A 26,966-nucleotide genomic window follows, 5' to 3' on the forward strand; every position below is an offset into this window, starting at 1 on the left:
GTTGTTTTCACAATGTACGAAGGTAAATTAAAAAACGAACATATCTAACATGAATCATTCGAACTTATTCTAATATTTATCTTGTTTAGAGTTACATTCGTTCGTTTTTTAACTTGAGAAGCACTATTATGAAATTGATTCACTTTGTAAAAGAATTGTAAATTTCGTACTCGAATGCAAAATTATATTATAATAGATGTATGGACAACTGTAGGACAGGGGGATTTATTCATGAAAAAAGTACTTGTCGTTGATGATGAACAATCGATCGTTACGTTATTACAATATAATTTACAACAAGCGGGCTATGAAGTGATTACAGCGATGGATGGCGAGGAAGGGAAAAACTTGGCCATTTCTGAGCAGCCTGACTTTATTATTCTTGATCTAATGCTACCAAAAATGGACGGAATCGAAGTATGTAAGCATCTTCGACAGCAAAAGGTAACAACACCTATTCTGATGTTAACAGCGAAAGACGAAGAATTTGATAAAGTATTAGGATTAGAATTAGGTGCCGACGATTATATGACGAAGCCGTTTAGCCCACGTGAAGTAGTGGCAAGGGTCAAAGCCATTCTTCGTAGAATTCAGATCCAGCCTGTATCAGAAGGGCAAGAGCAAGAAAAAACGGATTATATAAAAGTGAAATCTTTAAAAATATTTCCAGAACATTATGAAGCTTATTTTGATGAGGAGCAATTAGAATTAACACCAAAGGAATTTGAACTCCTTCTATATTTAGCTCAGCATAAAGGGCGGGTATTAACAAGGGACCAGTTGTTAAGTGCTGTGTGGAATTATGACTTTGCCGGGGATACAAGAATTGTCGATGTTCATATTAGTCATCTTCGCGAAAAAATTGAAGAGGATTCTAAGAAACCAACTTTTATTAAAACGATTCGCGGATTAGGTTATAAGATGGAGGAGCCTAAAGGAGAATGACAAAATATAGAACGAGACTCCTTTTCGGTCTAATTACCCTCATTTTTATCGTATTAATTGGTTTAGGGATTTTGCTAGGCCAATTATTTAAAAATCATTTCATCAGTACATATGATTCACGGTTGAGTAAGGAAAGTAGCCTTATTGCCGCTTTTATAGAAGAAGGTGGAGGAATCCATCAACTGAATGAAAAAAAATTGAAATCATTCAGTGGTACACTCGATAGTAGAGTGACCGTTGTAGACTTAAATGGGGACCTTATTTATGACAGTGGTAGCCTAGATAGTCAAGTCGATCAAAACAGGCACTTAGCTATTGTTGAAGACATTATTGAAGATAGGCTCAATGGAAGTGCTAATGTGCAAGCTCTCGAAGTTGGGGGCGGCTTCAATTTACACTATTATTGGGATTTGGTTGAAAGAAATGGCTCAGTAGAGGGATATTTATTATTAAGTTCAAGGTTAACAGAAATTCAAAAAGCTTATCAACAAATTTGGTGGGTCTTAATTATTTGCTTAGGCTTAGCGCTTGTCGTTATCCTTATATTAGGTTCACGAATTACTGCGAGATATACGAAACCGATTGAATCTGCTACAAAGGTTGCGATTGAACTGGCAAAAGGGAATTATCGTGCTCGAACATACGAGGATCCTCTTGAAGAAACAGGAATGCTAAGTACTTCTATCAATATTTTAGCAAGAAATCTGCAAGGGATGGTTAAGGCAAACGAAATCCAGCAAGGCCGGTTAAGTGCCCTTATTGAGAATATGGGAAGCGGACTTCTTCTTATTAATAGTAAAGGACACATCAATTTAATCAATCGGACCTTTATTGAAATATTTCGTGTTGAAAAACAAAATTATTTGAACAGACTTTATTATCATGTGATTGAGCATAAAGAAATTTCTGACATGATAGAAGAAATTTTCATGACTGAGCATAAGGCAAAAAAGCAAATGCATCTTCCGATCGGGATTGAAAGGCGTTATTTTGAAGTATACGGAGTGCCAATCTTAGGAACAAATGAAGAGTGGAAAGGGATTTTACTCGTTTTTCATGATATTACAGAAATTAAGAAGCTGGAGCAAGTGAGAAAGGACTTTGTCGCAAATGTTTCTCATGAACTGAAAACACCTGTTACTTCCATTAAAGGATTTACAGAAACATTATTAGACGGTGCAAAGGAAGACAAGGAAACGTTAGAGAATTTTCTTCGAATTATTTTAGAGGAAAGTGATCGATTGCAGTCATTAATTCTCGATCTACTTGAGTTATCGAAAATAGAGCAGCAAGGCTATACCCTTGCTATTCGTGACGTTAATATGAACCAGCTATTAGAAGAAATGCTGCCCATATTATGTCAAAAAGCGGATGAAAAAGAGATCGAATTAATTCTTGAACCATTGGAAAAAGAGATTACGATTGATGGAGATTACTATCGATTAAAACAAATATTTATCAACTTAATTAGTAACGCAATTTCTTATAGCCTACAAGGTGGACGTGTAACAATTTCGATGAAGGAAGGACTTAATTCTGTCACTGTTTCCATTTCTGATACGGGAATCGGCATTGCTCAAGAGGAGATTCCACGTATATTTGAACGTTTTTATCGTGTCGATAAAGCAAGAAGCCGAAATTCGGGTGGTACAGGGCTGGGCCTTGCGATTGTTAAACATTTAGTAGAAGCTCATAAAGGGAAAATTAGCGTGGAAAGCAAGCTAGGAAAAGGTACAACATTCACAATCGAACTTCATAAAACTTTTCCAAAAGAGAAAAGATGATACGAGTTGACGGTAAAGGTCTAAAGACTTTTATCGTTTTTTATTTTAAAAAGCTGTATTAGTGAGATATTATGTCAGAGAATTGAAACCTTTTTGTCATTGGATCGTAATAAAGCTTAGGGAAATTTGTTTTGAAGAAAGGAGAACTTATGATTAGTTTAAAACGAATTTATACAATTGTTGGTCTTGTAATTGCCATTGCTGTATTAAGTGTAGTGGCCTTTACCACTTGGTACACAGTAGATGAATCAGAGCAAGCAGTGATTTTAACCTTTGGAAAAGTAGAGGAAGGGATAACGGAGCCTGGGTTAAATTTTAAATTGCCTTGGCCAATCCAAAGTGTAGAAAAGCTCTCAAAAGAAACTTTTAGTCTCCAATTTGGTTTCGAAGAGAAAGATGGAGAAATTGTTGAGTTTCCAGACGAAACAAAAATGATTACAGGGGATGAAAATATCGTCCTTGCAGATTTAGTTGTGCAATGGAAGATTACAGAACCTGGAAAGTATTTGTTTAATGCAGATAATCCAACTGAAATCTTACGAGATGCCACTTCTGCATCGTTGAGAAGTATTATTGGTAGCTCGTTAATCGATGAAGCATTAACATCAGGAAAGGCCGAAATAGAAGCAGAGGTTCGAGATTTACTTTCTACCCTTGTTGAAAAATATGATATCGGAATTTCCATTCTTGGGGTCAAGTTACAGGATGTAGAGCTTCCGAATGATGAAGTTCGTCAAGCCTTTACACAGGTAACTGATGCCCGGGAAACGATGAATACGAAGAGAAACGAAGCTGAAAAATATAAGAATCAAAAAGAAAATGAGGCTGAAGGGGAAGAAAAGGCGATTATATCTAGAGCGCAAGGGGAAAAAGCCGCTCGTGTAGAGACTGCCCGTGGTAGTGTCGCGGTCTTTAATGAATTATATAACGAATATAAAAACAACCCTGAAATTACAAGGCAACGTTTAGTATTAGAAACGTTAGAAGAAGTACTGCCAGGTACTGAAATCTACATTATGAATGATGATGGGAACACGATGAAGTATTTCCCAATACGCCCGCTTGAGAATAATCAACCAAAAGCACAAGAACAAGAGCAAGCACCGGCTGAAGGGAGTGGAAATCAATAATGAGTGATCAAAATGTGATTGATATGAATGAACGTAGTGGTGGAAATGGTTTTAATGGCCGTGCCTATATCAAACTAGGGATCTTTATCATCGTTGTGATCGGAATACTCGTACTTCTATTGACGAATATTTTCATCGTAAAAGAAGGTGAATACAAGGTAGTCCGTCAATTTGGAGAGGTTGTTCGTATTGATGATTCTCCTGGTATTTCTTTTAAAATACCATTTATCCAATCGGTAACGACATTACCAAAGTATCAAATGACCTATGATGTAAATGAAGCAGAAATCAATACGAAAGACAAAAAAAGAATGATCATAGACAATTACGCAGTGTGGAAAGTTGAAGATCCGAAAAAGATGATTGCCAACGCAAGAACAGTCGTAGGTGCAGAATCACGAATGGAAGAATTTATTTATTCGATCGTTCGTGCTGAATTAGGGCAACTAAATTACGATGAAATCATCAATGATGAAAAATCCTCACGTGGGTCCTTAAATGACCGCATTACAGATAGGGTAAATGAACTTTTAGCTAATGACAATTATGGAATTATCGTCACAGACGTACGTATTAAGCGAACTGATTTACCTGTAGAGAACGAACAGTCAGTTTTCACAAGAATGATATCTGAACGTCACTCAACAGCACAAGATTACTTGTCCCAAGGGGATGCTGATAAGAACAGAATTGAGGCGGAAACAGATCGAGTGGTTCGAGAAAAGCTTGCGACTGCTCAGGCAGAGGCTGAGATCATTAGAGCGGAAGGTGAAGCAGAAGCAGCGAGAATCTACAACGAAGCATTTTCAAAGGACCCAGAATTCTACTCCTTATTTAGAACTCTTGAATCCTATAAGAAAACGATTAATGATCAAACGGTTATCGTGTTGCCGTCAGATTCACCGTATGCACGACTTTTAATGGGATACACAGACTAAGATAAAGCCGTTATTTTTCCTTCTTTATGTTCTCATGATAGAATATAAGGAGGAAAATAACGGTTTTTTTCGTTGAAGTGGAGGAATGAATAGATGTCCAAAAAATTAGTTTTGATTGATGGAAATAGTATTGCTTATCGAGCATTTTTTGCTTTGCCCTTATTAAATAATGATAAGGGAATACATACAAACGCTGTTTATGGTTTTACGATGATGCTGATGAAAATACTTGAGGAAGAAAAACCAACGCATATTATGGTGGCCTTTGATGCGGGCAAAACAACGTTCAGACATAAAACATTTAGCGAATATAAAGGTGGAAGACAAAAAACACCACCAGAATTATCGGAGCAGTTTCCATATATTCGAGAATTGTTAGATGCTTACCGAATTCCCCGCTATGAGCTAGAGAATTTTGAAGCAGATGATATTATCGGTACCCTGTCTTTGAAGGCAGAACAAGATGGTTTTGAAGTGAAAGTCATTTCTGGAGATAAGGACTTAACCCAACTGAGCTCAGAAAAAACGACCGTTGCGATTACGCGCAAAGGAATTACCGATATTGAAGAATATACACCAGAACATATCAAGGAAAAGTATGGTTTAACTCCTGAGCAAATTATTGAAATGAAGGGGTTAATGGGTGATAACTCAGATAATATTCCAGGAATTCCTGGAGTTGGTGAGAAGACCGCTATTAAGCTTCTAAAAGAGTTTCAGACAGTTGATAATCTGTTAAATTCCATCGAACAGGTCAATGGGAAAAAGCTTAAGGAAAAGATTGAAGAATTTCAAGAACAAGCAAGGATGAGTAAGGAACTAGCAACGATCATTCGTGATGCACCTGTTGAGGTGGAATTGGGTGAGATTGAATATGAATCTTATGAACCAGAAAATGTCGTAAAACTCTTTAAAGAATTAGGATTTAATTCTCTTTTAGAGAAGCTTGATGTGGTAGAAGAGAACAAGCCATTAGAGGATATTGAGTTTGAAATCGTGCAAGAAGTATCCGATGAGCTATTTATGGATGAATCAGCTTTATATGTGGAAATTTTAGAGGACAACTATCATTATGCACCGATTATTGGCTTTGCTGTTGTAAATAAGCAGGGAAGTTACTTTATCTCAACTGAGTTAGCTTTAAAATCGGATGACTTTAAAAAATGGGCAGAGGACGAAACGAAAAAGAAGTGGGTCTATGATGCAAAACGTTCTGAAGTATCTTTAAGACATCATGATATTCATTTAAAAGGGATTGAATTTGATCTATTAATGGCCTCCTATTTATTAAATCCGTCTGAAACGATTGATGACATTGCATCAATTGCTCATTCATTCGGTCATGGAAATGTAGAATCAAATGATGCTTTTTATGGGAAAGGGGCAAAGAGAAGTGTCCCTGAAGAAAAGCAATTAGCGGAACATTTGGTAAGAAAAGCAATTGTATTATGTGACTTAAAGCCGGTTTTGGAAGAAAAATTGGAAGAAAACGAGCAATCTGACCTCTTTTTTGAGCTGGAAATGCCTTTATCCCTTATATTAGCGGATATGGAATCGACCGGGATTAAGATTGATTTAGAACGTCTACGTAATATGGGACAGGATATCAATGAGCAGTTAGTACAAATTGAGAGACGGATATTTGAGCTTGCTGGAGAGGCGTTTAACATTAATTCGCCAAAACAGCTTGGGATTATCTTATTTGAAAAATTACAGTTACCTGCGATAAAGAAAACAAAGACGGGTTATTCAACATCCGCTGATGTATTAGAGAAACTCGAAGAAGAGCATGCTATCATCAGAGAAATACTCCATTATCGACAATTAGGGAAGCTCCAATCAACATATATTGAAGGATTGCTGAAAGTCGTCAACCCTGAAAATGATAAGGTTCATACTCGCTATAACCAAGCACTTACTCAGACAGGAAGATTAAGCTCGACGGATCCGAATCTACAAAATATCCCTATTCGCCTTGAAGAAGGGAGAAAAATTAGACAAGCCTTTATGCCTTCTGAAGAGGATTGGGTTATTTTTGCCGCTGATTATTCGCAAATTGAGTTACGTGTACTAGCCCATATTGCAGAAGATGAAAAATTAATTGAGGCATTCCAGGAAGGTCTCGACATTCATACGAAAACAGCAATGGAGGTATTCCACGTTTCTAAGGATGAGGTAACATCGAATATGCGTCGCCATGCAAAAGCCGTAAACTTTGGAATTGTGTATGGAATCAGTGATTATGGTCTTTCCCAAAGCTTAAATATTACGAGAAAAGAAGCGGGAACATTCATTGAGAAGTATTTAAAAAGCTATCCAGGAGTCCAAAATTACATGGAAGAAATCGTCCAGGATGCGAAACAAAAAGGTTTTGTCTCGACTCTTCTTCAGCGGAGGAGATATTTACCTGAGATTACAAGCCGGAATTTTAATATCCGTAGCTTTGCTGAAAGAACAGCGATGAATACACCGATTCAGGGAAGTGCTGCAGATATTATTAAAAAGGCAATGATCGATATGGCGGATCGGTTAGAAAAAGAAGGACTAAAAACGAGATTATTGCTCCAAGTTCACGATGAATTGATTTTTGAAGCACCGAAGGATGAAATTGATACATTAAAAGAAATTGTTCCAGATGTAATGGAGCATGCAGTTGAACTAAAAGTTCCTCTAAAGGTCGATTTCTCCTATGGGCCAACTTGGTTCGATGCAAAATAACTATATGAGGTGGGGGAAATATGCCTGAATTACCAGAGGTTGAAACGGTACGAAGAACACTTGAACAGCTCGTTAAAGGGAAGGAAATTGAGCGAGTTTCGGTTACATGGCCGAAAATCATTAAACAACCGGAAGAAGTAGAGCAGTTCAAGGATGCCCTAGTCGGACAGGTGATTGATGATATTGGGCGAAGAGGGAAATTCTTGCTCATTTATACAACTGACTTTGCTCTAGTTTCCCATTTGCGGATGGAAGGAAGGTACGGACTGTTTACTCCAGATGAGCAACCTGATAAACATACCCATGTCATTTTTTATTTCACCGATGGGACGCAATTACGGTACCGAGATGTTCGAAAATTTGGGACGATGCATCTTTTTAAAAAAGGGGAAGAACTTAAAACTCTGCCGCTATCTCAGCTTGGCCCTGAGCCTTTCTCCGAAGCATTTACCGTTAAACGGATGAAAGAAATGCTCGCCAAAACGAATCGCAGTATTAAAACTGTTTTATTAGATCAAAAGCTTGTTGTTGGTCTGGGGAATTTAGTATAAGGATTTAAAAAAATAACATAAATATTACTCTTTAATATCCCTCATAATGCTTATATGTAAGTTGTGCTAACATATACAATAATTGCTCAGATATTAAATACATCTTAAGATTGGTTATTGATAATAAATATAAATGAGTGGGCTTTTAGTGAACCTTATTAAAATATCCCTCTTTCTTAGCGATTGGACTTTATTTTCCAATCGTTTTTTCTTTGTTAAAAAGAAATGATATTTAAAAAATTTTATTTCCAATAGCAGTTTAAATCTCAATTACTAAACGACTCTTATTAGACCTCTAATTAACAACTTTTTTACTTGTGTTGTTGTAGAATTTTTTTTTATGAATTGTTGTTGTTGTAGAGGTAAACAAAAGTAATAACAATGGCTTAAGTATGTGTTAAAGCAATTCCATAATAATTAGCAGGGTAAATTACAGAATATTTTATTTAATATTTGATTACGAACGTAGGTTCTTATAAAATGTATGATAATTACTCAACTTTCGCACCTTGAAAATCGACCTTGTTTTAGGTCTATCAAAGCTTTAAGAACGATCACTTTGGGTGCTTGACAAGTACATTTAAACAGAAAAAGCACCTCAATCTTTGGTATAGTGGAATTGACTAGAAACCATTACCACAAAGAAGAGGTGCCTTCTCTATGATAAAGGAAAAACACTCGAATGAGCAACTACCAAATGAACTTTCTGCAGTATTCTCTGAATTACAAGTATCGAAGTACCTTCGCCAAGCGGGTATTCGAAAAAACTTTGGGTTTTCATGTGCCTATCTGTTTCAGCTTGTTTTTAGTCTGATCTTTCATCAAAAAAATTGGTTTGCCCTTGTCACTTCTAAAAAGAGCGAGCGTTATCCGGGCAAGGATACCGTCTATCGTTTTTTAAATCATTCCAAGTTTGCTTGGCGGAAATTTCTTTTATTCTTTAGTACAGCTACCATTCAAAAGGTCAGCGTGCTTACATCAATGGACCGTCCAAAAGTGCTCATTATTGATGATTCTACGTTTGATCGAAATCGTAGTAAGAATGTGGAGTTGCTTGCCCGTTGTTTTGATCATGCTTCTTTGAAAATGCGATTTTATAAAGGATTTCGAATGCTTACATTAGGCTGGTCAGACGGTCATACTTTTATGCCAGTTGATTTCTCTTTACTAAGCTCAAAAACGTCTTCTATTAATGGAATCAACGAAGAAATTGATAAACGAAGTTCCGGTTACAAGCGCCGTGTCGAAGCTCTCCAGTCTGCGCCTGATCAAATCCCAGCGATGATTGAACGGGCAATATCCAATGGTATCGAGGCATCTTACGTTTTGATGGACACATGGTTTACTCAACAACCTTTAATTCAGGCAATCGTCGAACAAGGGCTTGACGTTATTGGTATGGTCAAAAATGCAAAGCAACGTTATCAAATTAATGGTCAAATGGTTTCATTAAAAGAACTCTATCGATTAGCGTCACCACTTCAAGGAAAGAAAGGGCTTCTTCGTTCGGTCACGACGATGATGAAAAACGGGGTACCCGTTAAAGTCGTGTTCGTTCAAAATCGTAATAAGAAGAGTGAATGGCTTGCCATTCTAAGCACGGATTGCACACTCTCCGAACAAGAAATTGTCCGTATTTACGGCATCCGTTGGAATATTGAAGTGTTCTTTAAGACAACGAAATCGCTCCTTCGTTTACAAAAGGAGTTTCAAGGACGCTCGTACGACCTACTTATTAGCCATACAACAATTGTTTTTACTAGATATATCATTCTCTCGTGGCAAAATCGTTGCCACACAGATGAACGCACATTAGGTGGTTTATTTTATGACCTTTGTGACGAAGTAAATGAACTTGATTGGGCTGTCGCATTGCAGCAATTAATCGAGCTTCTTCAAGATGTCTTGAAGAAAACAAATAAACAAACACAACAATTACTTAAAAATCAACTATCACAATGGATTGCAGGTCTGCCTAGTTATATCAGAGCTTACCTGCCTAATTTGGTATGCGAAAGTTGAGTAATTACTAATAGATTGACTGCTTTTTTATTGAATGACCGACCTGTTAAAAAATATTAGATTGAAGGGGTTTATAATGGATAGCGGAAAATATTTGACTGTTAAGGAGTTTGCCGAAAAAACTGGAAAAAGCGAAGAAACAATCAAACGTTACTTAAGGAAAGGTATTTATCCAGATGCTTATAAAGCAAATGATAAGGCTGGATGGAGAATTCCTGAAATGTACTTATTTCCAGAAAAGGATTTAAGTAAACAATTACAATTAGATTTTAACGCTCAAGTACCATCTTCTAATTCTACCTCAGAAAATGATGAACATATTATTTCATTAGCTTATCAAATAGCTTTTTTAGCAGTTCCTTCAGATAATATTTTGAAACGATTAAAATTGTGTGGTGTTGTTAGGGCATTGGAAATTATTTTGACAATGAGACAGTCACCAAAGCCAATTAAAAATGCTGAAGGTTTTATAAGGAAAGCCATAATGATGGGGTGGTCTCCCAACGGTCTTCATAAAAACATTCCTAAATTTAAACAAAAGTCATTGGAGGAGAAAACAACAGAACAGGTTAGTCCAAGTGCAATTCCATTTTATAACTGGCTAGAAGATAATTAAGAAATATTTATTTCTTACTCGGGGGTTTATATGAGGAAAATTAACTACGTGAATAAAAAAGAGAGAGAAATAAAAGGAATGTATTATGTTGAGTCTGTTAAGAATGTGGACCCAAGCTCAGATATTAATCGGTGGTATTTATTAATGGACCCAAGTCATTATATTGTTACACCGGTATTTGATTATCTCAAATATTTATATGATGCTGGAGAAACAGAGGACAAATTAAAACAGACTGTCGATTCGTTATGCCATTTTTATAATTTTTTGAGAGTTAATGATTTGTCTGGTTATGAGGAATTAACCCATGATATATTAAATGGCTATATAAGATATCTTGCTACAATTCCGAAAGATTTAAAACGAAGAATTAAAAGGGATGCAAATGGGAAGGAATTATGGGATATTGAATATTTACCTGTTCATCCATACATCGAAAATGGTGAGCATGTTATTAAAATTCTTAAAGAATGGTATAAGGATTACTGGTCTAAAGGAAATAAAGACAACGTTACGTTTTATTTTGACCCTAAAGAGTACTATGTATATGAAGATGAGCTAGAGTGGAGGTATTCATTTGAGTCAATTAAACGATTTGTTAATGAGACTCTAAACTACCTCAAATATCTTAGCAATTCGGTAGAATGGAACCATTCCTTTAAAGCAATTAATGAAAAAGTTGCCAAATGTAACTTAAGGTACAATCGACATAGCCGTGTATATTATTATGCCTGGGATGTAGAAGGTAGAATAAAAAATTACGCAAAAGTTAACGAAGTTGGAGTAGAAAGACAAAAGAAAAGAGTTTTTTTCGAAACCGAATTGGTCAGTTTTTTTCAAGCTGAAATGCTACAAAACCATTCGCAAAGGAAGTTCTTATTCGTATTGCTGCTACTTTGTGGCGGTCGCATTTCTGAGATTTTAAATTTACTGCTAAGGAAAATAACCATTACTATCCCTAGGAATGCCTTAACAACTGAGAAGAAAAAATCGTTGGCAATCATCCATTGGGAAGACCTATTTATTACAAATGGATTTGAGAAAAATGACATCGTAATAACTGAAGATTTGGAATTTAAAATCAAAGTGGTGAAAAGACCAGCCTATGAAAGTAAATTGAGGAGGAACAAGACGAAAACTAGTCGTTTTCCAACTCTTAAGGATTATTTCGATATACCGAAGTTACTAAATTTAGATATTGAAAGTATATTTAACCAACCGGAAGAAATTGTTTCTGTATTTAGAGATGCAATTATATTAAATAAAAAAGAAAATGATATACGTGGGTTTATTAAAAGCATTATGGAATATCATGGCAAGTGTGTTCGCGAAAATATAGATATAGACAGCAATTTATACGATTATCAATATAAAGACTGGGTATTGGAAATTAGAAAATTGATAGATAATTCATGGTTTGGTGGTTTGTTCAGAGAGTATCTAATTGAACGACATTTGATTCAAAAGGAAAATAAAAATCCAATCCATAGGGATTTTCTATTTGTTTATTTAAAGATAAATAAAGGTAATCCAATGACATCAAAATTCATTTAGACATACGTATATTTCGATGAGGATTAATACTGAAGCTCTAGAAGGCGATTTCAGCAGGTTGAATTTAGCTAATTTGAAAAAGGATATTGGGCATATACCTTCATCGACTGTCGCAGAAACCGTATATTACTTTTCTGATTTAGAGAGAAAAAAAGAAGTTTACACAAAGGTGTTTAAAAATCTATTATCAAACATTGACAAAATAGTGTTTAAGGAAAAGGACGAGGAAGGTGTTTAGTAAATATGCTTATGGAAGAAATAATTGGAATAATTAGAGATGATACGATAAGCAACAAATATGATGCTATTCTACCTCATTTTTATGGTTATTATAAAGAGCCACTCGTAAAAATTTTAAACCACTATGGAGTTAGATTTGATTTTACCAAGAAAGAATGGATAATTGACGAGGATAAGGTTGACCCAAGTATCAATGTCTTACACTTAATTGTTTTTGGTGAAGATTTAATTCCACCAAAAGCTGAAATTAAATGGAATATATCTAGAGATTTTACTAGTTTTGACGAAATTTTATCTATTCTAGATGCCATTCAAAGTCATCCAGATGCAAAATACAAGGTCTATTTTGGCGAAAGAATGCTAAAAAAAGTAGCACTTTATATCTTAGAATTTTTAAGACATCCAATGGATGGATTATTGGTAAATAAAGATGTGCTAAATGGTTTTGCAGCAGGGGCAATCACTATTGAGCCGTATTTGGCAGATTTGATTAGGACAACCACTATATGTCTAGCACTAAAATACAATGTTCGGGTACCTTTCAAAATATCAAGTGGGGCATTTAATCAATTTCAGAATCAATCTTTGTTAACAAGCCCTCAAAGAGATTTAATATTAACGAATTTCTCATATACAATATTGCAGCACTTGAAAGACGGAAACCACTTGTATGAGGAGGTATATGAAACAATAATAAATGATAAGAAATATCGAAATGTAGTATCAAAAGGAGGTAATATTTTTTACTATGTAGTTATGTTATTGTTGGAAAATAATAAAAACAGGTGGAATGAACTGAACATTTCCGATTTAAATATAATGTTATTTCTTCATCTTCGAGAGATAGGAGAACTTGATTTAAGAAATATAAGTTCCATTAATCTTTTGGTATATTTAAAAACCGGAGTTAATAATTTTATACCAAATATTCGATACTTGGATGAAATATTGGATGCGAATGAAGTGATACAGCTATTTAAGTGTTATAGATTGTATCTAAAAATAAACAAACGTTCTCAGTCTAAATTCAGTAATGGAAGAGTTGTTCTGAACCACATACCAAGTTTTATAGAGACGGTAAAAGATTTAACCATCGAAAATATTATCAAATGGATTAGAACCTATTCTGATTACGCTCTTAATCTTGGCACAAGTAAAGAGTCTTTCCAAGATACTACAACCTCCTTTTTGAACATCTTGCTTGATATTAAATCTTTCTATGAGCAAGAAAATATATTTAAGTTAAATAAAGTATTTCCATACAATGGATTAGACATAGGTTTAAAAATAAGAAAATATAATTTTGATGAAACTATAATTAAAGAGAGTGTTTATCACCAAATTAAACCATTGGCAGATATGTTTGACGGTAATGAGAGTATTGAAAAAGGTACATTTAAGACAAATATCGAGCATGCAGATTCTGTCGTTAGGGCAATTTACGATTATAAAATCGTGCATGAAAAGGGTACAATAGAATATTTTAATGAACTTCAAAAAGTTACTATGTTACGTATAATCGCCGATGCAGGTGTCAGGTCTATTGAAGTTTTAAATATGCCTTTTGGCACTTATTCATACCTAAAGGAACAGGGTGTAAATATTTGTATACTAGGTTGGTCTAAACTTTTTGACAGATTTGGAGTAGTTCCAATATCTAAGTCCACAGCTAGAATGATTGCTGAGTGTACAACAATACGAAAAGAACACTTTCCTGAGACCTTAAACAAGATGCCAATATATCAAAGCAATGGAAGTAAGGGGTCAAGTCTCGAATATATAATGCAATTTATTTCAGTCCATCCGAATAAAAAATTTGCTAAAAGAGTAGGTGTGAAAGCTCTTGAAGGTCAATTAGATAAAGTTTGTCAGAGGGCAGGCATATCGCTAATTAAAGGAAAAATGTTTCATGCACTTAGGCATCGGGTTGCAGAGTATTTCTTTTTTTGTGCTAGTTACTATGATTTTGAAGGTAAAAATGATTACGAATATAAAGAAACAATTGTTAAAAAGTTACTAAGGCATACCAGTAGTGAAATGACAAAGGAGTATTATTGGGGAGAATTAACAAGTATGATTGCTGAAAAGAAACTGGTTTTTTATAAAGACTTATCAGATATAAGCAAATACTTGGATAATCCTGAAACTAAATCAGAAGCATTAATTCACGTAGATTCTGTTCAGAATAAAATTCGTAAAGATTTATCTGATGTTCTTTCTAACCCCAATGTTGATAAATTAATTAAACTACTTACCCTTCCGGTCGATTATTTTGCCAAAGAAATATTGGATGATATTGTTAAAAATCAAGATTACAAGAAAATTATTGAACATCTAGTTAAAGTTGATGGAAATAAGTCACCTGTACCAGTAGGTTCTGCTTATTTTGGGATGTGTATGAATTTTAGTTGTCCCAAATTAAAAGAAAAAATCACATGTGTTAGTTGCGGAGACCATATTGTTACCGAGAAAGATGTGCCAAGAATGATTGGGGAAATAGTTAGATGTAATATGGTTATACAGAGTATCTATCGAAAATATGATAATACTACACAAATCGACCATCTAAAATCACTAAGAAGTAGAGTTGTCTCAAATATGGAAAGGCTTCAGAATGAGTTGCAAATAGAGCCACTAAAAATATTGGAACTAATGCAAGAACATATAAATCAGGAAATAATCTTATAATTATTGGATTACAGATGAATTTTCCCGAATTGAACCAGGAATAATCAAAACTATTAAACGACAGCGGATTTGCTGTCGTTTTTATAATTTTTCACATTCTTCAATGAATAATATTTTTGTGTGTAAAGTTTCTCTTGTAATATAGAACAAATGTTCTTATACTTAGGATAAAATTGGTAGAATGAGGTGATAGAATGGGGAAGTTTTTGTCTTGGTTAAGTTTTAAGTTGCCTTTGAAAGAGACAGCTGGCGTAGGGAACGCATCACTTACTCAAATTGCCTATCATGTAAGGGAAGAGGGTTTGGATATCAAGCTAGAGATTAACTTCAGGTTTGGAAATTGCTTGTTCCCTACTAAAATTAACGTTCTCTATCCGTCAGCAAATCTATGGGAGATGGAACATTACATCCCAGAACCCATCCAAAAACCTCCAAATATGTGGGAGGAATGGGAGGATACAAGAGCTTACATTACCGGTTACATAGAGAATTTGCACCCTTATGAGTTTCATAAAGTGGTGAAAATTGCATTCAATGAAATGTTAGGGGATTACTTTGAAGTTGATGAATATTTAGAGCCATTTAAAGAGCTTTTTATTGATTAGGAGTGATAACGGATGGATGACAAAGAGGATAAGTTATTAAGCCAAAAGTACGACAATAGATTGGATTTACCGGAAGAAGAATGGATTGAACTTCCTCCTGACAAATCTGATACTGATTTTTATCAAGAACTGAAGAAACAAAATACAAAACTTACAAAAGAAGATTTACAGGAAGTCTTTTCTCGAAAGCATTCGTCATTCTTACACTGATTTCCTGCCACTCATACTCAGCCAACTCTGGTATCGGAAATTTTAAATCTTCAGCATACATATCGCGTAGCATTTTGGTGTGTTCCGGCATAAATGCAGCTGGAGCCCATTTCTTTTTCCCTCTATCTCTATTCATTTAATTTTCCTCTTAGTTCGGATTGTTTGAACAGTTCTATGGTCATTATGTTACAGAAACCCAGCCAGACAACATAGACAAAGAGTTATTTGCAAGAACCCTGGCTAAGGTTTTTAAGCAACTAGGTAAGTTTATGGAGGGTGAAGGGGGAGTTTGGAAAGACTCCCAAGATAAATTGGACAAATTCATGCATCAAGACCGACAAATTACAATTGAAGAAGCTAATGCATTATTTATGCAATTGAAAGAAGAATGGGTCTCGAAAACACTGAAGGAGTGAGTGTTTGTGGAAAAACCTACATTTAATAAAGAATATGAGCAAGGCTTAATAAGAGTCTACAAAACCGGGGCTCAAATTTATAAATTATTAGCATCTGGAAAAAGCCTTACTGAGGTAGTAGAAGAAACGGGATACACGATTGAAGAAGTAGCAATTATTAAAGAAGTGTTGCTAACTTCAGAAGATGATTTACCAGTTAGAAAAGAACGAGCTGGTCGTAATATAATAGTTCAAGTCACTGATGATTATGAAGAAACATTAAACTTCAAAAACTGTCTTTGCTGCGGTCATCCAACTTTAAAGACTGAAATTTACGACATATGTGATGATTGTTGGTGGCAAGACGACCCTGCGTGTTGGAATGATATTGACGATGATGGAAATGCCAACGGAATTTCTCTAAGACAAGCTCGTATCAATTATGAGAAGTACGGGAATTGTGATGGTAATGTTGAAGAATAAAACTTTGTGACAAGGAAGATGAATATTGGCTAAGTTTGGTGAAGATTTAATTGAAAAAATTATAAAGAACCGGAAGCGTAGAGAAATTAAGAAAAAAGAACGAGAAAAAAGATTAGAAGAATTCAAAGAGAAGTTAAGTAAAATAAAATTTAACAAAATCGCTGTGGTGGTGGATATATGAAATTAGGAGCCAAAAAAATCATTAATGGTAATGCAAAGCATCTTTTAACCGAAATGAAAGTTGATAATTTGTCAGCTGCAAAAAAGAATTTCATGAAAGAAGCAATATCTATTGCTAAGAAACACCGATGAGTAACAATTCTAGAAATGATAAAGTTGCACACATAAGTGATTATTGGTCGCTTGAACAACTAATCGATGTACAGGATAGAATAACTTCCGAAAGAAATGCCAAATCAATAAGAAAAATTGAAGAGCTTAATAGAAGGCTTGCTGAGGCACTGGAAAAAGAAAAAGATAATGATTAAGAAGTTGATGTTAAAAAAGTGGGCTCTGTTAAAGTTTATTGTTGATATAAGGAAAAAAGAACTTCCATTTTTTTGGAAGTTCTATTAAGTAATAATGTCTTATTCCACTAAAGCTACCCGTTAGCTTAAGTACATATTTTCACAATATCATCAAAGCAAAGGTTGCTGCAAAAAACTAAACATTTCGTTTCTCATATTCAAAGGGTTCTTCACACGAGTAAATTGCATGAAAAAAACCTTTGTACGGAATATCGTCCTCCAAGCATTTTATGAGATACGACAATTCCTCATCACACTCCGGTTCTTCACCATTGTTCCGCATGACCTCAAATGCATCTACAATACCTTCCATAAGGGTTACTTGGATAAATAAGGGCAATTTATCCAACATCGAATTTTCGATACCGGTTTCGGATTTATATCCCTCAAGAACTGTTTCAAAATAATTATCCATGAACTGTTTTCGTTTACCAGCGTCTGGTTCAAATTGTATCCAGCCAACTCCGTGCGTCCAGAGACCTGCTAGGTCAAACATATACCAACAGTAACATGAATTATCGAAATCATATACGGTAATTTGCCCAGTATCAAAATCTATTGAATAATTCCCGTCGTTGTAATCAAAATGGACCATACCGAAAGACTCACTATTCCTGTCCAATTCTTTTAAAGATTTAAGGAGGTCTAACATCTTCTCCTTCAGAAGTGGTAATGAACCGGGTATCAGTTTCTCTATATATTCAGCAGTGTATTTATCAAAAAAACTATAACGACTATGGACAGGAATGTATCCTTTTGATAATTGGTGCATTTTCCCCAATACTTTACCACAATTATAATAGTATTCGGTAATTGGAATTCCTTTCCGATACCTATAATTATTTTCCACAAGCATTTTTCCTTTAGCCTTTTTAAACATGCAGATAAAAAAAGTATGATTATTATGAGTTATCTCTTCCAGCAAATTCCCCTTACGAGAGTTGACTACATCCGAAACACTTCCGCCATGCTCGAATAAATACCTGATATACTCAACTTCACCCTGAAAATCTTCCCGGCTTCTGTCATTTAAGAAGGAGATTCTGAGTATTTTTGCTTCGGTGCCTTTTTTCTCACAGGTATAAACGACATTACGCCCTCCAATATGTGCCTTAACCAGCTTAATTTCATAACCTTCTAACCCGTACAACTCTGATGCTAATGGAAGTAAGTAGGCATCACCGATTTTAACTACCTCGTTATAAATCATAAATCTCCCCCTAATTTTTTACCTAGTTAAAAGTATTCTATATAATTCAATCAAATCCCTGTTTAACAAACAGTTTCTTATTGAACTATTCTGCATCGTTAGTTGAAGTACAAACCTTAACCTCCCTTTTCTGATGTTCTAATATAGTTTTTCCTAACCTTTTATTTTTTGTTTCAACGCGAGCGCTTTTGCTCGTCTTTCTTCTAGTTCCATAAAATGAATTTCGTTAATGTTGATTTTTTCTGACCGCAAACGTTCAATCGCTTCTTCAATAATTGCAACTTCATTGTCGTAGTCTTTGAGTTTTCGAAATGTCATTGCATACGATTTATATAATGCTGGAGCATTATAGCCGTGATATCGTGCTTTATCAAACAACTCAATAGCTCGCCCATAGTTGCCAACTTTTCGTTCTTTATCGCCTTTTTCCCAATATGGCATCCCTTCGTCAAAGCCCTTTTCCCAATCTTGCAAGTTCTTTATATCTTTTAGTGGAATTCGATTGTGGGTTGGATTAATCTGTATTTCTTCAGTTGATAAATTATCAACTTCGCCAAACTTATCTTTTAAAAACTTCCAAACATCTATTAAATGATAAGTGGGTATATTTCTCCCTAACATCTCTATCGCCTTTTTTTGGTCTTTTTCATAATTCTTTACATCATCGTCACCAATAAATATCCAAGCAGTAACTGATTTTGCAAATTGACTTTTAAGTATTTTGTTCCCATTTGTTGATAATAATGCTTTTGTTACACTAAGATATTCGCCTGGATTACCACCATAAATGATGTCAATTTCATCTCGCATACTTCGTTTAATAAAAACGACTGCCTTTAAATTTTCATACTTAACTTTATCAAAAGCGCGACATTTTTTTCCAAAATAATGTTCATCTATCTCGCATGCATAAAAACACGGGGCTGTTTCGAACTGTATTTCAGGTGTGTTAGGACTTCGGTCGTACCCGTTACCTCTTTTTGTAAATAATGGGATTATACGATTTGTTAGCCTATCGGTTGTTTCATTTAGTATTCTCGTCATTTCTTTACTTTCTAACTCTATTGCTTGTTCTTCAGTCAAGCCTGTTCGAACAAAGCGAGAGTCCGCATCATACATTCTTCGAATCTTTTCAGCTTCATACGCACGTTCATGGAATGCTTTATAACGGTCTCCACGTCCTTTTCCAACATAAAATATTTCTCCAGTACTTTTAATAAACCATTCATACACATAAAAATCATTCGCTGTACTGCCAGTAGAAACGCCCACCGGTGATGAAGAAAACGATAACACAAAATTTTCATTTTCTTCAGATGAAATATTAATAGATATACCCATACCAACTCCAGCATCGTTAGTATTTTTAGGCTGTTTACTTTTATCTTCTTTTTTTAGTTCAGGAATTTCATGATTACTATTCTTTTTTTCTTGCTTTTTATTCCCAAGTAATTTCCTTATAAATCCCATTTCAACACCCCTTTTTGTACTAAAAGAATAATAGTAACTTCTATGATAAAATTTCAGTAAAGCGTCCATCATCCATCCATTACGGGTTCCAATCACATGCCATTCCGTCGTTGTCCCTATCTAAATCGTGTCTATCACTACCTGGTCCCCCATTTGCTTCATAGAACAATTGAGCCTCCTTTTGAGTAGCAAAATCGGAGCAATCATGGTCAATAGTTGTAAGGATTACTATCTTCTACTGTCGTTACCGGTTCAGTGTCCTTTTCGTTCCAAAATATTTTTGTAATCCCATAGATTAAAAGAATACTAATCACTAAAATGATAAGAACAGGCTTCATCTCCTGCATTAGAGTAAGTTCTTTATCTTCGGTCTTAGCTTTCTTATGCCGTTTATTTTTTTTGTGGATAAATAGTAAAACTACACCTAGCAGCACGATGGCGATGATTGGAATAACAATCTTCGCAGTTGGATTCTTAAGTGACCAAAACCAGATATTCTGCTCCCAGGAACCTCCTCCACCTGCTACCCACCCCTCATAGTATCCTTCCTGGTAAGGTTTCCTCTCTGCATCGGTATGTCGGGCAATGTAATCATCATATAAATAACCTTTTACCGCAATTTCATAACCATCTTCATAACCTTCTTCATACATATATTCATCACTCTTTTGCGAGCTTAAATATTTCTCGAATGCTGACGCTTCAACTCCTAGGGCTACATCCTCAGACGATACGGTTTCATATTCATCAGGCTTTTCACTTTCCGAATCTGCGTATCCGTCTGCATATCCTTCCCCATATGAAGGTTCATCAACGGTAAGATAGGGTTCTTCATTGTATTCATACTCATTTTGAGAGTCTTCAAAACCTGCGTCGTACCCAAATTGATAACTATCTTCAAAACAGACTTGTAATCCTTCAAAATGTCCGTCTTCTATACCTGCTTCGTAGCCGTTGCCAAATTCCTGTGGTCCTTCCCACCACCATTCATAATCTTCTTCGCAAACTGAGGTGTAAGAATAGGCGTAATCGTAACCTTGGTTATATCCATCGGAATAGTAGTCAACGCTGGGATGGGAATTATGATAATGATATTCCCCGTACTCCAATCCCCATTTCTCACAGTTCGTTCGACAAGTATGCCCCCCGCTAGAGTCAGTACCTCCCGGATGTGCAAGAGTCACTAATGGGAAAAATAACAGTAAAACAAATATCAATGTAGCTATTTTTCTATGAACCACGTATCTCCCTCACTAACCGTATTTTTGTAGAACTGATATTTTATATAGTAATATTTTACCACTTCCCTCATTCAATCGAATAGTAAATTTTGGAATACATTTCAGATATTCTATGAAAACTTTCTCATCAATAATTCGCCTTAAAACCACTATCTAGTATTTAACTTTATAAAACTGTTTATCTAGGGCTGTGGTGCGTAAAATTTAGGATTGGTAACATAATTGAATTGAAGTTTTTATATGTCTAAATTATTGAAAATAATATTCAAAAATTCTTTCATTGTTGGTACTCTGTATATACTGAGTGCCACTTTGGGTTTCATTTAAAATAACTCAAATCAATAACATGAGGGAGAAAAATAAATGGAAAAAGTCTTTGAACAGTTGTATCTACAATATGCTAACTTATTTGCTGAAATATTAAAGGTACAAGAAACACTTGAAATCATGGCGGAATCGCAAGGGATTGATATAGATGCTCCAAAGGAAGAACTTGAAAATAACTTTACTTATATTGATGGTTTAAAAGAAAAGAATAACAATCTTGAGCCTATACATTTTAAATCTATATTGGATGATACATATAAAAATACAATAAGAGCCAATATCGTGAATATTGTTGAAAGGAACATTCCCACCCATATAACTGATATAAATGAACGGATAAAATACAAGGAAGAGTTAATTAGGGAATGGTCCGATTTAATTGTTGAAGTTACTGGTCACGGTCGCCGTTCCGCCCAGGAAGTTTTTAAGGGAAATCAAGATATAAATGCCGATGTGATATTGATAATGGAAAAAGTTATCCCGCAAATTGACAGAGACGATATTTTAGGTAGACGCGAGAAAACCAATGTTTATGAATCCGAATTTGTTCTTGAAAAATTAAGAAAACAGATAAGTAAAGATAAAACATTGGCGGTAGATATTGAAAAAATATTAAACACATTATTGCGATTTTTAAACAAGGTGGATGATAAGTACATTGGTGATATTGCCGAACTTGTAATACCATGTCTGGAAGATTGTTTTGATAAACTAAAAATGAATAATGGGTCGTAAGAATTTTACGCTTTCAAGTAGTAAATTCAACGTTTAACCGTATTTAAAAAATTATTTTTACTATTAAAATTTGAGGTGTGTTACAAAACAATGTAACGCATCTTTTTTATGAAAGGGTATTTAATTTTCCAGCAATTTGTCATATAATACAAATAAGAATTACGAACATTAGTTCTTATTTTATTGCTAAATTAAATTAGAAACACCATACAATCAGGCAAGATATATTGTAATAATCCCCATAATTTAAAGGAATATCGAAAATCCTTTTTAAAAAGACTGAAATTTGGAAGGGGGTTGGATTTGATAGAAGAAAAAAATGAAGATTTTCAACTTAAATTTCATTAAAGGAGATATAAATATATGAGTACATCCGTTCTTCAGCCACTCATTGAAGAAACACTTTTAAAAGTAGATAACAAACTTGATATATTTACCCTCGATGAGTATTTAAGAATTAGAAATATTTTTGGATATTCTAACAATGACTATGTGAAAATGTTTCGAGTGTTAAAAGAAAATGGGATGTTTTCTAAAAATCAATTATCTTCCATAACACTAAAGTTTATGAAAAAATTTAGTCCTCACTTACAGGCAGAGCTTTTGTCTTATATAACTATTAATATGTTATTTGCCAGACTTCCAATGAACAGGGAAATTATTGAAACATATGTTTATAAAACCCCGAGCCCTCAAAGAAAAAGTGCATTATATTACGTCTATAAAAAAGCGAAGCCTAAGTATTTTCCGGAATTGAATGATGTCCAAGATGAGCAGAATCGACTTAAATATTTATATACTTCTTTAGTTTTGTTTTATAAACCTAATGAGCTAAGCGATGAGGTTGTTATAAATGAATTAGTAAAACATTGTGGAAAAGGTGGAATATTTGCTGCATTAAAAGGCAATAGAGTTGAAAGGATAAGGCAATTTGTAACAATATCCGCTTATGATTTCATTCAAAATGGAATTTTATTGCAAAGGGATAATTTGTTAGAGTACCTCTTCAATAGAACTATGGGGAAGGAAACTCTAAATGAAGAAGATAAGATTTGGAAACATTTCCATGAAAGAATGGATAAACATAGTAATACAGAATTCTTTCTTGCTCTGGAATTACAAGTAAACGAGTATTTCAGTAAAAAAAATTCTAAAGCTGCAACAATAGAAACTAAAATTCGATGTTGGGCTGATTTTACTGATTTTGCTATTAATAATGAGTGTGTTTGTTTAAAGGATGTTACTCCTGTGTTAAGGGATATATACATTGGTGCATATCTATATGAAAAATCATTAATAAATGATTTCGGACATATTAGAACAATCATTAGAAATTACAACGAGAATATATATGGTTCTGATATAGATAAATATTTTGATGACACTATTTTTAGTCAAATTCATATTCCTAAAAAACCAAGAGATGCGACACACATTGCTTATATGGAATCTGCACATGGCGCCTTGGTTTCATCAGTATACAGTGAAATTTACAAAACAAAAGTAGAATTAGAAAAGGCGCTATGGTCAAATGAAATTCAAAAGCGATTTTTTCTTTCTAGAATTATTTGGTTAACATTTTTGACAGGGGCTCGCATTTCTGAAATTAGTGAACTGGAATTGGATAAGGTGAAAAGTACTTTAAAGCATAAGAAGCCATATTTTATTATTAAGACAAAGAAAAAAAATTCAGATAGGGTATTTGAATTATATAGAGGTAAAAATAATGAATATGACATGGTGCATTTTGATATTTTAAATGAAACTATTAAAATATCCGAAAGAATGTATGAAAACGTAAAGGAACCCAGCAGTAAAACAAGATGGTTATTTCCAAACCAATTTTTAAAACATTTTTCTCACTCCCAATTGAGTAATTATCTTGATGGTGTTCAAAAAAAGAATGCAATTATTTGTGGTTCTCACTATGATATAATGCAACGGGATTTATATAATAGTTATCAAGATATGGAGCGTAAGGTTGAAGAACCTACTCCGCTATTTAGTTTACATGAAATTAGACATATGCACATTGATAAGTTGGTTCTGTATGGAATGACTAATTCTATCGAGATAGCTAAGACTATTGGACATCAAAACGAGGAGAGTCAGGAAACATATAAAAAAGCAGCTTTTGGTGTTATGGATGTAGCAAAGTTAATGGAAGAAAATGACCATTACGGGGCAAAAAATAAATTAGTATCGCCAAGTTCGTTCATTATAGATGATAGTATTAATAGAAAGCAGATGCTTTTGAATAATGATATTGAAATTTACTTGGACGAACTAAAGATAAATGAACATATAACTAACGAACAAGCTATTGATTATATTGATATAAATACAAATTGCGAAACCAAAGTTTCTTGTGGAGAAAATGGTCTTGGCTGCTTAGGATGTAACGATTTTGTTTCTGGTAGAGCATCACATGAGGCTGTTCTTAATTTTGCAGTTATTTTAGAGAATCAACTAAAAGTTATTGATTTTGAAATACAAAGGTTGAATGACAAAAATCTTCGTAAGAAACAACAATTTAATAGTTTTCAGATGTTATTAATGACAATACTTGATAGATTTGAAGGTATTGAAAAGGCTAAAAGCAGGACACTTCTAGCCCAAGAAAACTTTAATTGGAGTAACGAAGAAGCTGTGAAATTCTTATCGAAGTTAGTTAAAAGAGTTCGTAAGGTTGATTTTGATAAGGAAGTTATTAAAATGATTAAGAATGAAATGAATAAGGGGAAACTTCATGATGGAATAGTTTCGAGAATTCACTTGATTGTTAGCAGAACTAACAAGAAGGTGTTTTCATGAATAGCAGAAATGAGTATCTAAGAAAAATGAAGGAGGAGGCTGTATTTAATGCCATTCAATTTTTAAGTGATAATGGTATTAACAGAATAACAAACAAAAAAATCGTAGATACCATTATTAAACTATATCCAATTGAAAACGATGACAGAAATAGGGATAGACATATTAATGTTAATACCCTTTCTAAATCAGATTATTATAAAGAGAATATTCCTAAGTGGATAGCCAAGATAAAGGGTGTCAAACCTAATGAGAAATCTTTAAAAGCAGCGCAAGAGGCAAAAGCAAGAAAACTTCGTGAGAAGTTGAAAACAATAGAAAGGTACGCAAACGAGTTAATTACGGGCATTGTTAAGGGTGAAATAGAATGTAACAAATTTACTAAGAGTTTTTTGCGGGAATGGATTGTTGTAAATAAACAAATGGAACTAAGCACAAGTATCTTTTCTTCCACAGATGAATATATAAAATTGTTCGAAAAAATTGAAACAAAGTTTTATAGTAAAGATAGACAAGTTGAAAACCATAATGGGATTAGTACTAAAGATTATGGGAAACTAAAACGCGATTTAAAGATTGCAAATTCTAAGTTGGAGCACTTTGTAACAAACTTGTATGTATCAGAAAATAATTCTAATTTGCCTGTCATTGAAACTAGCGGAAACCAATTCAAAGGGATATACCTAAATAAAGATGATGTCTATCAATACTTGGATTTTATGAGGGATAAATTGGAGAGCGAAATAGATGCTGGCTTGTTTTTTAAGTCGATTGTTGCAGAGAGCCGTATTAAAAAATAAATTATATATAGTTAGAAGAAAGGAGGATAAATATGCCAGAGGGTCCAGAAGTACAGCAAGTATTAAATTCTTTAGAACCAAAAATTTTGGAAAAGGTAATAACAAGTGTAGATGTTTTTCATCAAAAAATTACCATTCCTTTAAAAAATATAGGAAGACAAAATGTTGAAATTTTTAGCGACCGTTTAGAAGGTTCCAAAATAAGAAAACTTGAACGTAAGGGAAAGTACCTTATTTTTCATTGTGAGCAAGCGGATTCTTCTACAATATATATGGTATCCCATCTGGGTATGACTGGGGCATTTTTTAATGTAAATACACTTGAGGAGATTGCACCTAATTATAGGAAACACATTCATTTGCAGATTACATTAAAAGACAAATCAATCTTAGTTTATTCTGACCAGAGGCGCTTTGGTTGGATAGGAGCATTAACAGCGGAGGAATATATGAATTATACCCCAGTTCAAAAGGTAGGACCCGACCCCTCCTCTCCCACAGCTCCCCAAATGTTTTTATACAACATACGAAGAAAAACACTACAAAACAAGCCGATAAAAAAAGTTATTATGATGCCTGAGATAATACAGGGGGTGGGAAATATTTATGCAGCGGAATGTCTTTTTCGCGCTAGAATACACCCGTTAACTCCCGTTGGAAAGGTTACTGATGAGAAATTGTTGGTATTGTTGTCACATATTAAAGACACTTTTGAATTAGCGATAAATATGGGTGGTTCATCGATTCGGAACTACGTAAACTCAGAAGGAATTAAAGGAACGTTTCAGGAACTGCATATGGTATATAATAAAAAATCTTGTCCAGAATGCGGAAGGGATATAGATAACGTAAAAATTGATGGGCGTTCATCCTTCTTTTGTCCACACTGCCAGAAGGATTGATTATATAAATATTATTATTAAAATAGGATGCTCGTGGAGTATCTTATTTTTTGTTTATTAA

23 protein-coding genes and 1 pseudogene are annotated in these 26,966 nt (G+C 34.3%); 19 read left to right on the forward strand and 5 right to left on the reverse strand.

Annotated elements, in window-relative coordinates:
- Positions 1-231: 231 nt before the first annotated feature.
- The 11 genes and pseudogenes from AA0X71_RS06590 to AA0X71_RS06640 all read left to right on the forward strand — a co-directional run bounded on the left by AA0X71_RS06590 (position 232) and on the right by AA0X71_RS06640 (position 15,791).
- Entirely contained in the window at positions 232-945 is a 714-nt protein-coding gene (locus AA0X71_RS06590) for a response regulator transcription factor (RefSeq protein ID WP_413360568.1), read from the forward strand.
- The gene (gene pnpS / locus AA0X71_RS06595; protein ID WP_413360570.1) at positions 942-2,729 is read left to right on the forward strand and encodes a two-component system histidine kinase PnpS; all 1,788 of its coding nucleotides are present in this window, start codon (positions 942-944) and stop codon (positions 2,727-2,729) included. Before AA0X71_RS06590 ends, pnpS begins: the two co-directional genes overlap by 4 nt.
- Before the next feature lie 149 nt (positions 2,730-2,878).
- The gene (hflK, locus tag AA0X71_RS06600) at positions 2,879-3,859 is read left to right on the forward strand and encodes an FtsH protease activity modulator HflK (RefSeq protein WP_413360572.1); all 981 of its coding nucleotides are present in this window, start codon (positions 2,879-2,881) and stop codon (positions 3,857-3,859) included.
- Complete coding sequence (gene hflC / locus AA0X71_RS06605; protein WP_413360574.1) at positions 3,859-4,797, forward strand: protease modulator HflC; 939 nt, start codon at positions 3,859-3,861, stop codon at positions 4,795-4,797. The genes hflK and hflC overlap by 1 nt, the downstream gene beginning before the upstream one ends.
- A gap of 93 nt (positions 4,798-4,890) precedes the next feature.
- A complete protein-coding gene (gene polA, locus AA0X71_RS06610) occupies positions 4,891-7,515 on the forward strand; it encodes a DNA polymerase I (RefSeq protein ID WP_413360576.1) in 2,625 nt (874 codons plus the stop codon).
- Between the two features lie 20 nt (positions 7,516-7,535).
- Positions 7,536-8,060: pseudogene (gene mutM / locus AA0X71_RS06615) on the forward strand (DNA-formamidopyrimidine glycosylase); the annotation flags it as partial.
- Positions 8,061-8,726: 666 nt separating this feature from the next.
- A complete protein-coding gene (locus AA0X71_RS06620) occupies positions 8,727-10,088 on the forward strand; it encodes a transposase (protein ID WP_413357336.1) in 1,362 nt (453 codons plus the stop codon).
- A gap of 76 nt (positions 10,089-10,164) precedes the next feature.
- The gene (locus tag AA0X71_RS06625; RefSeq protein ID WP_413360578.1) at positions 10,165-10,704 is read left to right on the forward strand and encodes a helix-turn-helix domain-containing protein; all 540 of its coding nucleotides are present in this window, start codon (positions 10,165-10,167) and stop codon (positions 10,702-10,704) included.
- Positions 10,705-10,752: 48 nt separating this feature from the next.
- Entirely contained in the window at positions 10,753-12,258 is a 1,506-nt protein-coding gene (locus tag AA0X71_RS06630; RefSeq protein ID WP_413360580.1) for a hypothetical protein, read from the forward strand.
- A 243-nt stretch (positions 12,259-12,501) separates the two neighbouring features.
- The gene (locus tag AA0X71_RS06635) at positions 12,502-15,186 is read left to right on the forward strand and encodes a hypothetical protein (protein ID WP_413360582.1); all 2,685 of its coding nucleotides are present in this window, start codon (positions 12,502-12,504) and stop codon (positions 15,184-15,186) included.
- Positions 15,187-15,380: 194 nt separating this feature from the next.
- On the forward strand, positions 15,381-15,791 hold the full coding sequence (locus AA0X71_RS06640) for a hypothetical protein (RefSeq protein WP_413360584.1): 411 nt from the start codon (positions 15,381-15,383) through the stop codon (positions 15,789-15,791).
- Positions 15,792-15,942: 151 nt separating this feature from the next.
- On the opposite strand, the gene AA0X71_RS06645 is transcribed toward AA0X71_RS06640, so the two are convergent.
- Complete coding sequence (locus tag AA0X71_RS06645) at positions 15,943-16,137, reverse strand: YolD-like family protein (protein WP_413360586.1); 195 nt, start codon at positions 16,135-16,137, stop codon at positions 15,943-15,945.
- Between the two features lie 286 nt (positions 16,138-16,423).
- Here AA0X71_RS06645 and AA0X71_RS06650 point away from each other — a divergent pair, with 286 nt between their 5' ends.
- Genes AA0X71_RS06650 through AA0X71_RS06665 form a run of 4 tightly spaced genes read left to right on the forward strand, consistent with a single transcriptional unit; the run spans position 16,424 to position 17,367 of the window.
- Positions 16,424-16,879, forward strand: a complete 456-nt coding sequence (locus AA0X71_RS06650; RefSeq protein ID WP_413360588.1) for a CPCC family cysteine-rich protein — start codon at positions 16,424-16,426, stop codon at positions 16,877-16,879.
- A 25-nt stretch (positions 16,880-16,904) separates the two neighbouring features.
- Entirely contained in the window at positions 16,905-17,060 is a 156-nt protein-coding gene (locus AA0X71_RS06655; RefSeq protein WP_413360590.1) for a hypothetical protein, read from the forward strand.
- A complete protein-coding gene (locus tag AA0X71_RS06660) occupies positions 17,057-17,191 on the forward strand; it encodes a hypothetical protein (protein ID WP_413360593.1) in 135 nt (44 codons plus the stop codon). Before AA0X71_RS06655 ends, AA0X71_RS06660 begins: the two co-directional genes overlap by 4 nt.
- Complete coding sequence (locus AA0X71_RS06665; RefSeq protein WP_413360595.1) at positions 17,188-17,367, forward strand: hypothetical protein; 180 nt, start codon at positions 17,188-17,190, stop codon at positions 17,365-17,367. The genes AA0X71_RS06660 and AA0X71_RS06665 overlap by 4 nt, the downstream gene beginning before the upstream one ends.
- A 175-nt stretch (positions 17,368-17,542) precedes the next feature.
- On the opposite strand, the gene AA0X71_RS06670 is transcribed toward AA0X71_RS06665, so the two are convergent.
- From AA0X71_RS06670 to AA0X71_RS06685, 4 genes are all read right to left on the reverse strand, one after another.
- Positions 17,543-18,616, reverse strand: coding sequence for a phosphotransferase enzyme family protein (locus AA0X71_RS06670; RefSeq protein ID WP_413360598.1), 1,074 nt, complete (start codon positions 18,614-18,616; stop codon positions 17,543-17,545).
- A gap of 153 nt (positions 18,617-18,769) precedes the next feature.
- A complete protein-coding gene (locus AA0X71_RS06675) occupies positions 18,770-20,158 on the reverse strand; it encodes a GIY-YIG nuclease family protein (protein WP_413360600.1) in 1,389 nt (462 codons plus the stop codon).
- A 7-nt stretch (positions 20,159-20,165) separates the two neighbouring features.
- Complete coding sequence (locus AA0X71_RS06680) at positions 20,166-20,318, reverse strand: excalibur calcium-binding domain-containing protein (protein ID WP_413362507.1); 153 nt, start codon at positions 20,316-20,318, stop codon at positions 20,166-20,168.
- On the reverse strand, positions 20,296-21,327 hold the full coding sequence (locus tag AA0X71_RS06685; protein ID WP_413360602.1) for a YHYH domain-containing protein: 1,032 nt from the start codon (positions 21,325-21,327) through the stop codon (positions 20,296-20,298). Before AA0X71_RS06685 ends, AA0X71_RS06680 begins: the two co-directional genes overlap by 23 nt.
- A 363-nt stretch (positions 21,328-21,690) precedes the next feature.
- Between AA0X71_RS06685 and AA0X71_RS06690 the strand changes: the two genes are divergently transcribed.
- From AA0X71_RS06690 to mutM (AA0X71_RS06705), 4 genes are all read left to right on the forward strand, one after another.
- Positions 21,691-22,389 carry a hypothetical protein gene (locus tag AA0X71_RS06690; RefSeq protein WP_413360604.1) on the forward strand — a complete coding sequence of 233 codons (699 nt, stop codon included), beginning with the start codon at positions 21,691-21,693 and terminating at the stop codon, positions 22,387-22,389.
- Between the two features lie 363 nt (positions 22,390-22,752).
- Positions 22,753-25,203, forward strand: coding sequence for a tyrosine-type recombinase/integrase (locus AA0X71_RS06695; protein WP_413360606.1), 2,451 nt, complete (start codon positions 22,753-22,755; stop codon positions 25,201-25,203).
- Positions 25,200-26,003 carry a hypothetical protein gene (locus AA0X71_RS06700; RefSeq protein ID WP_413360608.1) on the forward strand — a complete coding sequence of 268 codons (804 nt, stop codon included), beginning with the start codon at positions 25,200-25,202 and terminating at the stop codon, positions 26,001-26,003. Before AA0X71_RS06695 ends, AA0X71_RS06700 begins: the two co-directional genes overlap by 4 nt.
- 32 nt (positions 26,004-26,035) lie before the next feature.
- Positions 26,036-26,905, forward strand: coding sequence for a bifunctional DNA-formamidopyrimidine glycosylase/DNA-(apurinic or apyrimidinic site) lyase (gene mutM, locus AA0X71_RS06705; RefSeq protein ID WP_413360610.1), 870 nt, complete (start codon positions 26,036-26,038; stop codon positions 26,903-26,905).
- Positions 26,906-26,966 lie beyond the last annotated feature (61 nt).

It is taken from the genome of Robertmurraya phoenicis (genome assembly GCF_047302285.1).
In the GTDB taxonomy this organism is placed as follows: Bacteria; Bacillota; Bacilli; order Bacillales; family Cytobacillaceae; genus Robertmurraya.